The sequence below is a fragment of the Pseudomonas sp. FSO-7 genome (genome assembly GCF_059579345.1).
The window spans coordinates 779,605-793,956 of sequence record NZ_CM184193.1 but is presented as its reverse complement, the minus strand read 5'-3'; the positions used below and the strand labels follow the sequence as shown (position 1 = coordinate 793,956).

Below are 14,352 nucleotides of genomic sequence, written 5' to 3'. Positions count from 1 at the left end.
GCTCGCTCCCACAGAAAAGCATCTGTGCGATGCTCAACAGAATCAGCGTCATCCGAGGTTTTTGAAATGAATGTTTTGATCATTGGCAGCGGTGGCCGTGAACACGCCCTGGCCTGGAAAGTGGCCCAGGATCCCCGTGTGCAGAAGGTTTTCGTGGCCCCGGGCAATGCCGGCACCGCCATCGAAGCCAAGTGCGAAAACGTCGCCATCGACGTGCTGGCCCTGGAGCAACTGGCCGACTTCGCCGAGAAGAACGTCTCGCTGACCATCGTCGGCCCGGAAGTGCCGCTGGTCGCCGGCGTGGTCGACTTGTTCCGCTCCCGCGGCCTGGACTGCTTCGGCCCCACCGCCGGTGCCGCGCAGTTGGAAGGCTCGAAAGCATTCACCAAGGATTTCCTGGCGCGTCACAAGATCCCGACCGCCGACTACCAGAACTTCACCGAAATCGAACCGGCCCTGGCGTACCTGCGCGAGAAAGGCGCACCGATCGTGATCAAGGCCGACGGTCTGGCCGCCGGTAAAGGCGTGATCGTTGCCATGACCCTGGCCGAGGCCGAAGACGCCGTGCGCGACATGCTCGCCGGCAATGCCTTCGGTGACGCCGGCTCCCGCGTGGTGATCGAAGAGTTCCTCGACGGCGAGGAAGCCAGCTTCATCGTCATGGTCGATGGCAAGAACGTGCTGCCGATGGCCACCAGCCAGGACCACAAGCGCGTCGGCGATGGCGACAGCGGCCCGAACACCGGCGGCATGGGCGCCTACTCCCCAGCCCCGGTGGTGACCGCCCAGGTGCACCAGCGCGTCATGGACCAGGTGATCTGGCCGACCGTGCGCGGCATGGCCGAGGAAGGCAACGTCTACACCGGTTTCCTCTACGCAGGCCTGATGATCGACAAGGCTGGTAACCCAAAAGTCATCGAATTCAACTGCCGTTTCGGCGATCCTGAGACCCAGCCGGTCATGCTGCGCCTGCAATCGAGCCTGGTCCTGCTGGTCGAGGCCGCGCTGGCCCAGGCCCTGGACAAGGTCGAAGCCCAATGGGATCCGCGACCAAGCGTCGGTATTGTATTGGCGGCCGGCGGTTACCCGGGCGACTACGCCAAAGGTAGCGCAATCCAAGGCCTGGACGCCGCAGCCCGGCTGGAAGGCAAAGTCTTCCATGCAGGCACCGCGTTAAAGGATGGGCAAGTGGTCACCGCCGGCGGCCGTGTGCTTTGCGCCACCGCCATGGGCGCCAGTGTCGATGAAGCTCAGCAGCAGGCCTACAAGCTTGCCGCCGAGATCGACTGGGAAGGTTGTTTCTACCGCAAGGACATTGGCTACCGTGCCATTGCCCGTGAGCGTGGCGAAAATCTGGAATAACCCGGCCATTCAGCCAGGCAAGGGTCTGCGGCCCTTGCCTGACTGTTCCGGCGCCGCGCATAGTTATAATCTGGCATCAACCTACGAAGGGATTTCGCCGTGCGCTGGCTCAGGATTGCCATAGGCTTTACCGTCACCCTGCTGACGCTGCTCTGCATGCTCCCGGCCCAGGCCGCGCCAGGCAGTGGTTGGGCGGTATTGCTCGACGAACAGGGCGACCTGACGCTGAGTGATATCCGCTCTGCCCGCTACACCAATCAATTCAGCCCCATCGACCTGGACCGCCTCAAGGCCGCCGAGCCCGGTGGTGCATTGTGGCTGCGTTTCCGCCTGGCCCCGGACAGGCACGAACAAATCCTGCGCATCTTCGCCCCCGACCTGTCACGCCTGAACCTCTACGTGCTGGACGGCGACGCCCTGGTCGAGCAACAGGTCAGCGGCAATGCCACGCCGCATACCGAACCGGCGGTGCCCAGCAGCGACTTCATGTTGCCGCTGCCGCGCAGCGATAAATCACTGGACGTCTACCTGCGGCTGGCCTCGCGCCACGAACTGCGCCCCTACGTCACCCTGCAATCGGCCGTCGCGGCGGCAGCCGATCAGAACCAGACGCTGATCTACGGGCTGCTGTTCGGCTGCATCGCCATGCTGATCCTGCACAACCTCACCCGCTACGCCTATACCCGTTCCCGCAGCTGCCTGTGGCTGGCCGCCTGTGAAGGGCTGCTGATGCTCAGCCTGGTGCTGTTGCTGAACCTGGCCGGGCCCTGGCTGCCCGACTGGCCGGCAGTGCAGACGCCCGGGGCCTACCTGGCGTTGCTGCTGACGGCGCCCTGCGGCCTGATGTTCGCCTACCGCTTCTTTGCGCCCCTGGGGCCGCACCCGTTGAACCGGCTGCTGCTGGGGGACATTGTGTTCGTCATGCTGTGCAGCCTGCTGCTGTTGTTCGTCAACACGCTGCCACTCAATATCATGACCTATGCCCTGGTGGCCCTGGCCGGCCTGAGCATGCTGTTCGTCAGCGCCTGGCACTGGCAAAAGGGCTACCGCCCGGCCCGGCTGTTCGTCGCGGCCATGGTGGTCTTCAACCTGGGCACGCTGATCATCCTTCCGGCCCTGCAAGGGCTCACGGAAGTCGCTCCCCAGGGCTTGATCATCACCCTGCTGATCTTCATCTGCATCAGCGGCCTGTTGATGAGTGTCGCCCTGGGCGAGCGCCAGCGCTCGATCAACGAAAGCCGCTTCAGCATCAGCCGCGACCTGGCGGCGAGCAATGCCGAGATCAATGCCAAGGCCGAGTTCCTGGCCAAGATCAGCCATGAAATCCGCACCCCGATGAACGGCGTACTGGGCATGACCGAGCTGCTGCTGGGCACGCCGTTGTCGGTCAAGCAACGCGACTACGTGCAGACGATCCACAGCGCCGGCAATGAACTGCTGACCCTGATCAACGAGATCCTCGACATTTCCCGGCTCGAATCCGGGCAGATCGAACTGGACGACGTGCAGTTCGACCTCAATGCGCTGATCGAGGATTGCCTGAGCATCTTCCGCGCCAAGGCCGAACAGCAGAATGTCGAGCTGATCAGCTTCATCCAGCCCCAGGTGCCGCGGGTGATCAGCGGCGACCCGACGCGGCTGCGCCAGGCGCTGTTGAGCCTGCTGGAAAACGCCCTGAAGAAGACCGACGAGGGCGAAGTGCTGATCGTCGTCGCCCTCGACGAGCGCAGCCATCAGCCGCGCCTGCGCATCGCCGTGCAGGACAGCGGGACGCCGATGGACGCTGAAGAGCGCGACACGCTGATGCACGCCGAGCTGCACAGCAAGAACTTCCTCTCGGCCACGCGCCTGGGCGGCAACCTGGGTCTGGTCATCGCCCGGCAGCTGATCATCCTGATGCACGGGGAATTCGGTATCAAAAGCGGCAGCAACCAAGGCAGCACCTTATGGCTGACCTTGCCGCTGGACCCGGATCGCCTCGAACACCCGACCTCCGACCTCGATGGCCCGCTGCAAGGGGCGCGGGTGCTGATCGTCGACGACAACGACACCTGCCGCAAAGTGCTGGTGCAGCAGTGCAGCGCCTGGGGCCTGAACGTCAGCGCGGTGCCCTCGGGCAAGGAAGCCCTGGCGCTGCTGCGCACCAAGGCGCACCTGCGCGATTATTTCGACGTGGTGCTGCTGGACCAGAACATGCCCGGCATGACCGGCATGCAACTGGCGGCCAAGATCAAGGAAGACCCGAGCCTGAATCACGACATCCTGTTGATCATGCTCACCGGCATCAGCAACGCGCCGAGCAAGATCGTGGCGCGCAACAGTGGGGTCAAGCGCATCCTCGCCAAACCAGTGGCCGGCTATACCCTCAAGACCACCCTGGCGGACGAGCTGAACCAGCGCAACAGGGGCCAGGCAACGAGTGTGCAGGTGAACGCCGGCCCTCCCACCCCGGTGAAGGTGCCAAGCGATTTCCGCATCCTGGTGGCCGAGGACAACAGCATTTCCACCAAGGTCATCCGCGGCATGCTCGGCAAGCTCAACCTGCAACCCGACACCGCCAGCAACGGCGAGGAAGCCCTCAAGGCCATGAAGGAGCAGCGCTACGACCTGGTCCTGATGGACTGCGAAATGCCGGTCCTCGACGGGTTTTCCGCCACCCAACAGCTGCGAGCCTGGGAAATGGGTAACCAGCGCACCCGCACGCCGGTGGTGGCGCTCACGGCGCACATCCTGGCCGAGCACAAGGAACGCGCCCGCCAGGCCGGGATGGACGGGCACATGGCCAAACCGGTGGAACTGTCGCAACTGCGCGAGCTGATCGAACACTGGGTGGCCCAGCGCGACCAGCAGAACAAGACCGCCGCGCATTCGTCCTAGCGCCCGAAGCCCTGTTCAACATTTCAACGCATGAATAGTGCGGGTCGTTTCGGCGATAACCGCAGCCAGGACTTTTCCGGGAATGTTGCGTAATGCAGCGTGTTGAACGTCAACCAGCCGTTCTTCAAGACGTCACGATACTCGTCCTGCCCTATTTGCGCCTGGGCATAAGCCGGAAGCTTTTTGTTGGCGACCCACTGCGCAAACACTACTGAATCCAATACATCGTTTTTTCTGCTCCGCCCTATCCCGCGGTCGAGACACACACTTACGTAACTTGCTTCCTAATAACAAGCGCGCCACTGAAACCGTAAATAATCAAACTCAACTACTTACCCTCACATGTAAGTAAGTGGCCTCTTACTGTACTTGCAGCTCGCCTTGCCACGAGCCGACAGACACCCCGACGCCTGATAGACTCCACGTCAAATTCATTCATCGCGAGCCTCAACCATGCTCCATGTGCTGTTCAGCGTTTACCTGAAGATGCTGGTGCTCTACAGCCCCTTCTTCGTCCTGTCCTGCTTCATCGGCCTGACTCGCGGCTATTCACGCAAGGAACAACGCCGCCTGGCCTGGAAGGTGGCGACGGCGACGCTGATCTCCAGCGTGTTGCTGTATTTGTTCGGGCGAGTGATTTTCAGCGTGTTCGGCATCACCGTGGATGCGTTCCGGATCGGCGCCGGCAGCGTACTGTTCATTTCGGCCCTGGGCATGGCCCAAGGCAAGTCGGCCGTACAGACCGACAATGTCCAGCAGGACGTGACCATCGTCCCACTGACCATTCCGTTGACCGTCGGCCCCGGCACCATCGGCGCCCTGCTGGTGATGGGCGTGAGCCAGCCGCACTGGGACGACAAACTCATGGCCATCATCAGCATCGCCCTGGCGAGTTTCACCGTCGGCGTCGTGCTTTACCTGTCCAGCCGTATCGAGCGGATTCTTGGCGACCAGGGCTTGCAGATCGTCAGCCGCCTGATGGGGCTGTTTGTCTGTGCCCTGGCGGCGCAGATCATTTTTACCGGGGTGCGGGGCTACCTGGTGCCGTAGCGACGGCGGTGACTAGCATTCAGGCGCGCCTGCGACGGCTGAATCGTTGCTTCAGCACCTCTCTGCGATGCTCGCCCAGGTACTCTTCGATGTCCTGCCTGAACGCCTCATAGCGAACCGGGTTGAAGGTCACGAACGACTTACCGCGGAAGATCTCTCGCGCTGAAGCGTGCCAATTCACGAAAAGAACCCCACCGTTATTCGAAGAGCCGGACTGTTTGATCGAGGCGCAGGACGCGATCAGCATACCGTTGGACAACTGCTCGCACGGGATGACGGACAAGCGCGCGCCATCGGCCGACTTGGCCTGGGTATCGAACAGATCGAGGGTTCCCTTGTCCTGCTTCAAACCATCAATCGTAGTGTTTACGACAGTCCCGAGCACTGCCGCCGCCGGGTTGCTGGCTTTCACGCCATCAATGATCCCTTTGACGATATCGGTGATGACGTTGTCCATATCCACCCGCAACGAACTTTCGGAATAACGCGAGTAACCGTCATCGGCGACAAAACACCCGAGGTCTTGCAGACAGCGGATGAATGCGTCATACCACGCGTGGGTATTCTTGCCGCCGGGAACTTCAAAGTTGGCCTCCATGATTGCCATGGTCATCAGGTTTTCCATGATCGCCATATTATTGAGCGACATGTTATTGCCATAGCCGACGAGCGTATCGCCCAACATGAGCGCATCCATGGCCTTGGTCGGGTTGTCCTGCAACTGCACGATAGACCTGCGTACACGCCGGCTGGCAGAAGCCAATGCTTTACGTCGATTGATACGCGTGCCAATCAACTCAACACTTTGTGCAACGCTGACTTCACTTTCAAACTGTTCCATATCACTTCCTTGGTTAAATAAATGACCGCTCCTGCGGACAGGGAACAATCTAGATGATCCGGCAAAAAACCAACAACCCAAAACTGAATACAACATATGTAGCCCAAGCAAAACACGCCGCCCAACCCTCACAACTAAAACATCCAGACTTTAATTAACCAGCCCCACACACTTGAAGACCTCGACCGTTGTTGTATTCATATAAAACACAACACATCTACCCCGACGGAGAGCGTTTTTCATGAACCCATTAATCGGACTGGTCACAGGCCCCACTCTGTTTTCTTACATCGAAGCACTGTCTCTGCAAGACCACAACGACATCGCCGACTGCAACAACATCGCCACCCGATCGGCCGACCTCGGCCATCATCGCTATGCGGACCCCAAAGGCTGGTTCGAAGAGTATGCCCGCACTTTGAATTTCCTCGGTTGGTCGCTGTATGGCGACTCCATCCATACGCGCACGCAACATATCGTCTCGGGCTCCGTGGCGGACTTCCTGGTGGAGAGTGCCCAGGCCATGCGGGACTCACGGCAGGCGAATGCGATGATCGATACCCTGGACACGTTGAAGACCAACAATCCGGCCATGCTGGCCCTTGATGAAGAAACACGGGAAGGCGAGACATTTCAAATCATTCCCGCCCGATACGACTCACAAGGCAATCTCAATATCGCCCTGTATAAACTCGAACTGAGTGTTGACATAAGGAGACGCCGTTTTTTGTTCTGGGACTGGGAAAAGCGCTCCGCCAGAATCATCCAGCGTAAAGCGTTCCTGAAACTGAACAGACGCGAACTGGACAGCAAAAGAGTGCTCATCAAAAAGAAACTGGATGAGTACCTCATGCGGCGGTTTGCCTTGCGCAAGGGGATCGTCTCCTGAGTCATTAATGGCGACATAAAAAAAGGTTGTCGATGAACATCACCGGCAACCCTTTCTTCACTCAACGCTGTCCACGATCATCACACCAGATTACTTTCCTCTACAGTCGATCCCTCCAACAGTTCTTTCAGCGTCATACCGGCCTGGGCGTTTGGCAGGACGTTCAACCGCTCTACCAGTGTCGAGACGGCATAATGTCGATTCCCACCGAAGCTGAGCAACGCGTCTCCACGGAAGTTGACATCCGTGGCATACACTTCACGAATAATCACGCTATGTCCGCTGTCAGGATCAATGATCACCAGGTGCTCATCGACCTTGCTCAGCAATAATGGGTCAGGGTCATTCAGCTCCCAGATCAACTTACCGGGAATTATCGCCGCGCCACTCAACGAATGCCGGCAGTCGAGGATGACCGATCCGAGTCGTAACCAGACCGCTTTTGACAACCGGTAACTCACCGCGCCCTGGCCCATGCGCAGGATCAGGCTCGTGACATCGTCCGGCATCAGCGGCAGGAGATCATCGATCTTCATTTCGTGGCCCTCGACGGCCAGTACCTCGCCGTCACGCTGGACATAACTGAGTGGCCCCACATGTCCCATCACCGGAAAGGCCAGAAGCTTTCCGTTCTGGCTTTCATGAAGCAATACGTTGGTCTGCCGCTGGGTCCCCAATAACTCGAAGGATTTAGGAATGGCGGTCTTGGGAACCTGAATCACCCGCCCGGTCTCGGCGACGAACCACTTCAGGCTACCGGGTTCCTCCACCGACAGCAGCGCGCTGCGCAACGACTGGGCCGCCAATTGCTCAAGCCGCTCCTGCACCCGGTCACCTTGGGCGACAACCCAATCATGGGTGACGCCGGTGATCAATGCCGGTTCATGATCACGTAGCGTGACCTCCACGCCTTCGAAGGTGACGCCACGCAGCCCTGGCCCGTCCACCGTCAGCTCGACAAACTGCCAGGGCGCCCACTCACGGTGCGCGACGGGTAACGCGTCAGCCTTCAGCAATCGCAAGCCCTGGCCAAAAGCAGTCTCCAGTTGCTGCGGATCGATAAACGCCTGGCGATAGACCTCACCACTCGACACATCGAATAACCAGACGGCCTCACCATCCGGGGTTGCCCCCAGCAGGCGCACTTCCTTTCCGTGCCCGCCCTCAGCCAGCAACAGCCTGTTGCCGACATACCAGGCACACAACTTCGCCTCACCACTGAAGTTCGTCAAACCGATAAGGGCAAAGCTTTCGCTCGCGTACCGCCGCGCCAGCGGCTCCAGGGCAGACCACCAATGTGCCCGATCCTTGAGCCATGCTTCGCTCAAGCCGCCCAGCTCCAGGTGGCCCTGGCTCGTCAGGTTGAAAAACAGGCCATCAGAGGTCAGCGCCAGGTAGCCACCGTCAACCGCGATGACATTTTCCAGGTTCCGGGGTCGCCGCCACTGAACGGACCACTCGCCTTTGCCCGCCACTTGGGTGCGCTGCTTACGGCAAAGTTCTTGTGTGAGCCTGTTGTAGATGACGAACGTATCGCTATCGTCCGCCGGTGGGAGCAGCGTCAGATCGGTCATGTTCTTGATCGAGTCAGGCCAGCCACGGTGATGATTACGCGTCGGCGAGGGACGGACGATCAAGTGATCGCGGCGACGAATCCAGGCCATGTCCCGCACCGCTGGCTCGCATTGCCAACAGATCGAAACGAACGGCGCCGGTTGCCAATTGACGGTGACAAAGGTGTCGCTTTCGTCAGTAGACGCCGTAAAGGGATAACCGCTGCCCAATACGTTCGACCAGTCAGGCAAGACCTCGCGGGCACTCAAGACCGACTCCAACGCCGGGGCCAGGTCGCGGGTGACCGAACTGAGCAGCGCTTGCCCATCATGGATCACATAGACCAGAACATCGCGGGTCTGATTAGCACACGTGATTTCCTGGACCACATGAATCACCCCCTGCGCATCCACCTCGACGCGCTTGATCGCGCTCTCATCTCTTGAGGCCCACAGCCAGTAACGATGGGTCAGCAGGCCGGTAACCGCATCGACCTGCCAGACAATGACATTCTGCGGATCGTAGAAATACGCGTGGCTGCCGGACACCGCTCCCAGCAGTGCCTGATCGGCACCGGGTATGTCATTACGGATGTACAGGAAACGGTCCGCCTTCGCGTCGTACCAGGCCGAGGTGTACCGGGGCTCGTCGGGTTTCTCGAACGGAATCAAATAGTGGTGAACAGGCGTATACGGCATCACCAGGCGATGCTGTTGAGCCAGGGTCTTGAGGTGTCCCTGCAACACCTGTCGATCCATGCCCGCGGGCATATCCTGTTCGACAAGGGTCAGTTGGCGCTCCTCCAGCTCAACCTGGAACACTTGATTGTCGGTGACCCGGAGCAGAACTTCATGGGAACCCGGCCCAATGAACCTCACCTGAACGTCACCGACGAACAGTTTCCCCTCATCCTCGAACCGGATGTCGCCTTCGTTGGCCCAATGAGCGTTCAGCACCCAAGCCGATTTCTCCGAACGCCTCGACTGTAGGCTCAGGTTCACGCCGGGATTGAGCTCCAATGCGCATCGTTTGCCAGCGCCCCGAACCTGATAGGTGATTTTTCCGTGCCAGGCCTGCGCAAGCACGGGCACCACCAGTGAGCGATCAACGGCATCGAGCAACACCCTGATCACCGTTGGCCGATAGTCCGGGTCAAACAGGCGATGGAGGATGTAGTCACTCGGAAACGAATAGAAGGAAAACAGAAACAGCCAGCCGCCATCCGCTTTCCTTTTCTCCAGACGCCGTGCAGTGTCGAACCCCGTGTCATGGTGCAGGCTGGCGAATGGCAGCGCCTTGTACTCATAGCGGTAACAGGTTTGCGGTGTGCAAGGCAGCACGATGGCCTGGCCAGCAGGCAACGTGATGCTGACTCGATCCGGCAGGTCCAGCTCTCGACGAATATCAATCGCCCGATGGTAATCGTCATCGAACGTCGGCACCCCGAAATGATCGCGCAACGGATACAGCTTGGGGCTGTCCAGCACCAGCTCGCCGCGGCTCAGATCCAGTGTCTGGACGATCAGCGATGGGCGCGGCAGCCATGTACCGCTGCCGGTGTTGAGCCGATAGGGCTGAAGGTGGGCCTTGGCCACTTCATCGAAAAACAATCCGACTTGCCTGGCCTCTTCGGCAATGGTGGCGAACCCCTGGGCCAATGCCGTCACCCCTACCGCCAACCCGCCCAGAATCACCGCAGCCCCGCCAAGCAGCGCGCCAGCGGTTGTGGCGCCTGCGGCGTAGGCGCCCACCGACAACACCAGACTGGCCGAGTCGAACGCCAGTTGGGTGCCGAATTGGGCGCGTTCGACTTCGTTTTGCGCGGTCGATAATTGGTAGATGTCGAACCCGACATTCGCCAACTGCAGCAATCCCCCGGTCGCTTCGCTCACACTGGTCCCCACCGAGGCCTTGACCACGGGCGCGACGGTACGGGCAATCAGTTTTTCTTCTGCCAGCGCTTGCCGGACCAGACCGACCAACCCGGCAATGTCGACCACGTTGCCATGCACCAATTGTGCGTAATTGACATAGGCATGCAGCCGGACCGCCAGGGTGAGGGATCGATCAGCCCCCTCCCGCCCTCTCAGCGCGTTCATCAGCGCTTGTATGGCGAAACCGGCGTTAAGGGTATGGACGCTCCCCACCTCGGTAGGATCGCTCGAAACCGAGGGTCTATTGGCCAAGGCCGAGAAACGCTCCGAGAGATAGTTTTTTATCCGCAAGAGTCGATGGTCGTCCGTGTTGATCCGCACCAGTTGCCCGGGATTGTCGGGATCCACCAGGCTCATCCGATACCCCCCGTCCGGCATGATCTCCAGGGTGTCGAACAACGGCACAAGATGGGGCGCCAATTGATTCGCCTGCTGGAGATGCAGAGTCACGTCACTGATCTGTTGCGCCCACCAATGACCGTCCAGTGCCAGCAGGCAACTGCAGAGTCGAGGATTGTTCTGGAGTGACTGCCCTCGGGCACTGGCCACCCGTTGCCTGACAGGAACCTTCGACTGTCCAGGCAAGGCGCCGGGCCGCAGCAGTTGCGAGACCTTCATTGCACCGGGCAAGGACAGTTCCGACACCCCCGCGCCTTCCAATTCGATCAGGTCGAAGGTCGGATGCGACGCATCGCCGTAGGCGGCGTAATAGCGGGCCATGTCCTGCTCAAGGAAGAACTGTTCCAGCGCTTGCTTGAACAGTGTCGAATCCTCGAATTCGAACACGCCAAAATTCGGATCGTAGAAGTGATAAGTACTGCGTTCGCCCGCAAAGGTCTTGGCGACCAGCATGGCGTGATTGTCCGAGTTGAGCATCAGCGTGGCGGTCGTTGTCCTGGCTTGCAGGGTATCTACGACCTCGTTCAGGTTCGAACGCGCCAGCGCACGGCCGACTTCACTGAGCTGCACGTCGCGCAACGACTCCACGCTGCTCAGAAAGGTCAGCGAATCGCTTGCCTCGGGCTCAATGACCCCAAGGAAGAATCGCTCGCGCAGGGTATTGACCGCGGCCGAGCCCTCCGACAAGGCCGCCGCCATCGTGAGGGCCAAGGGATAGCAACGTCCGCCGACCCGGTCACCCTCGCCTTGAAGCAACAAATCCTGCGGTACGAGTTTGATCGTGCCGGCTTCAAAACCGTCCAGGACCACACCGACGCGCTCAATGATCCGGACCCGGTGTTCCAGTTTCGCGGCCTGCTGGATCCGGGCGACCTGCTGACCCCACTGGCGCAGCGTCAGCGGCTGTTCCAGGGCGATTTTCTTCAATCCCAGCGCGGTCTCGTCACGCCCCGGTGGAGAATCGGCCGCGCTGGCAAGCCCGGCCAGAAATGCCGGTGCCTGCTGCTGGTACAACGCGCGCTCGATCGTCGCGTAGCTGCCGGCGGTACCCGGTTTGCCGAAGTTGTTGATCAGGTTATCCAACTGTGGGCGAACCGTGGCGAAACTGCGATTATCCAGCGCCTTTGCCCCGGTCAAGGCGCCCAGCAGCAGACGTTGCAAGGGGCTCAGCTGAGCCACATCAAAATGACCTTCGGCGAGTCGGTTCAAGAGTTCAGCGATAGACCACTGTTGCGCCTGCGGATCGCTCAACGATGCAGGCGGCAACACGGTAGCGCTTTGGGCGCGGATCGACTGACGCTCATCAAAGCCCAAGGGGATGGCCCTGTCGAAGGTCACCACACCGTTATGGCTGCTATTCATCGCCTGCATGAAGGGCGCACCCAACTCATCGGCCAGGTGCTGCAACAGGGCGGTGGACAACACGTGACGCCCCTCGATCAACGGCCAGCCTTCGTCAAACCGCAAGGTGCGGTATTTCAGCAACTCGGCCAGCTCACCGGCATAACGGGCCTTGAACCGGCCTTCTTGCCAGCGCTTTTTCTCGTTCTCGAGCCATTGCCTGAGGTCGCTCTCGTTCTCCTTCCAGGAGTGATCCAGCTCTTCCTCGGTGGCCCGGTTGACAGTGGCGAAGGCCGCAATGGCAGCCGTCGCTTGCCACTTTTCAGCGGTGCCAGGTGTGAAATGCGCCGTTAGGTAAGCCGCCATCCCCGCGCGCATGGCGCCGGGGCCGGTCAGATAGATCGTCACTTCACTCTGGGGGCGAATACCATCGCTGTAGTAGGTGGCGGCAGCCTCCACCAGAAAAGCTGCGGCCATTTCCATTTCCGGCGCCAGCTCATGAAAAGCACCGAAAACCTTCGTAGCGGCCTGCCGCGCAAGCTCGATCATGGCTTCGGCATCGGTCAGGGCAACGTTTTGCTCATCGGCCAGGCGCGCGGTGGCGTCGACGATTTCATAATTGAGCCGGAACCGCTCGAGCACGGCCTGGAGCATCGCGGACTCAGGGTGGGCCATCAGGAACGCGTTACTCAAGGAGTTCTGTTCGGCAACCGCTCGCAGTTCGTCCGGGCGAGCCAGGCGCTCCACCGGCGTGCGGAAAACGCGGTCCAATCCGGGTCGGCTATTGGCGAAACGCTCGAGCGCCCCGCGATGCTCTGACGGGATCATCTCGAAATAATCCGTGTATCGGCCACGTAACGCCTGCCGGCCCGGCATCCACTCAGGGTTTCGATCAAGCATCAACTGCAGCACACCCAGGCGTGCATCCGTCTTGAATGCCCGGATGTCCACCCCACCCAACTCTTCCAACAATGGCGGCAGGTTATCGACATCGGCGTAACGGCCGCCTTCGGCGAACAAGGCTTCGATACGCACCACATCGGAGGCCGCGGCAAAATTGCCGCGCAGGCTGATCTCGCGCTCGTAGATGTCCTTCAACTGCAGGGGCGTTTCACCGTTGGCCAGGTCGCGCAGGGCCAGGTGATCTCCAGCCAGTGCCTGGAGGCTGAGCCGGTTCGTGTCCCTCAGGGCCATCAGCCGAGCCCCATCCTGACCATAGGCCCGAACCAGCAAATCGATTCTCGCGTCATCGGCGCTGCCACCGTTTTTCACGGCCTTCGTGATGTGCGCATACATCTGCTGTTTCAGAACGATGGCGCGTTCTTCATAACGGTCGCCCAGTGCCACCCCATCGACACTGTCCTGCCCGCCATGGAGCATGGCATCGGCCTTGGCGGCCTCGACGATGAGCCGATTGGTTTCATAGGCCAGCAACGCGTCGCTGTCATGCCAAAGGTTGAGGCGATAACCCTCCGCGCCCATCACCTGTTTCCAGATATTGATGTAGTCACGCTGAATGGCCCCGACGCCGCCGCCAAGCCAGACGAAATGCAGATTTTTCGGCACCTCGGTGGCGGGCAATCGCAACTGCTCGAAGCTGTTGTGCAGGCGCGCTTCGAAGTGTTCTATTTTGTCCTGGATCTGCCCCAGGTTCGCAGCCCCGGTACCTTCGGGGCCCGACGGTAACTGCGGCGTACGACGTCGTCGGCCACTACCTTGTAAAGCCCCCAACGCTTGCTTGAGCAAGCCCAGCGGCTCCAGCATTTGTGGAGAGTCCAGCAAGGCAATGCAACCAAAGTAATACCGAAGCACCGCATCATACTGTTCGGTGCCTTTGTATGACATCAAGGCTTGTTCAAGATCTTTCAACTTCAACAAGCCCATAAAATCGACGTAACTATCCGTCGATGAAAACCTGGTTTCACTCATTAACAACACATCCATTTATTGTAGATAAACAGCCGTGATCGGCCTGACCAGAGCGCTGGCAGACCATCGAATATTAAAGTTTGTTAAAGACTCCCGAGCCCGGACTTCTTTCCAAGCGAAGTTAAAAACAACCCCTAAGAGCAAACCCTACTCACGGTCAAAATGAAAAAGAAAAA

General features: G+C 59.9%; 6 protein-coding genes. 4 read left to right on the top strand and 2 right to left on the bottom strand.

From position 1 onward, the window contains the following. Positions 1-66: 66 nt before the first annotated feature. The 3 genes from purD to AC515T_RS03365 all read left to right on the top strand — a co-directional run bounded on the left by purD (position 67) and on the right by AC515T_RS03365 (position 5,289). A complete protein-coding gene (gene purD / locus AC515T_RS03375) occupies positions 67-1,362 on the top strand; it encodes a phosphoribosylamine--glycine ligase (protein ID WP_496531431.1) in 1,296 nt (431 codons plus the stop codon). 99 nt (positions 1,363-1,461) lie between these two features. Next, positions 1,462-4,239, top strand: a complete 2,778-nt coding sequence (locus AC515T_RS03370; RefSeq protein ID WP_496531430.1) for a hybrid sensor histidine kinase/response regulator — start codon at positions 1,462-1,464, stop codon at positions 4,237-4,239. 453 nt (positions 4,240-4,692) lie between these two features. After that, positions 4,693-5,289 carry a MarC family protein gene (locus tag AC515T_RS03365; protein ID WP_092171337.1) on the top strand — a complete coding sequence of 199 codons (597 nt, stop codon included), beginning with the start codon at positions 4,693-4,695 and terminating at the stop codon, positions 5,287-5,289. Between the two features lie 19 nt (positions 5,290-5,308). Here the strand turns inward: AC515T_RS03365 and AC515T_RS03360 are convergent, their stop codons facing one another. Then, positions 5,309-6,130, bottom strand: coding sequence for a hypothetical protein (locus tag AC515T_RS03360; RefSeq protein WP_496531429.1), 822 nt, complete (start codon positions 6,128-6,130; stop codon positions 5,309-5,311). Positions 6,131-6,371: 241 nt separating this feature from the next. Between AC515T_RS03360 and AC515T_RS03355 the strand changes: the two genes are divergently transcribed. Further along, a complete protein-coding gene (locus tag AC515T_RS03355; protein ID WP_496531428.1) occupies positions 6,372-7,019 on the top strand; it encodes a hypothetical protein in 648 nt (215 codons plus the stop codon). An 80-nt stretch (positions 7,020-7,099) separates the two neighbouring features. On the opposite strand, the gene AC515T_RS03350 is transcribed toward AC515T_RS03355, so the two are convergent. Continuing rightward, complete coding sequence (locus tag AC515T_RS03350; protein WP_496531427.1) at positions 7,100-14,176, bottom strand: TcdA/TcdB pore-forming domain-containing protein; 7,077 nt, start codon at positions 14,174-14,176, stop codon at positions 7,100-7,102. Positions 14,177-14,352: the final 176 nt, after the last annotated feature.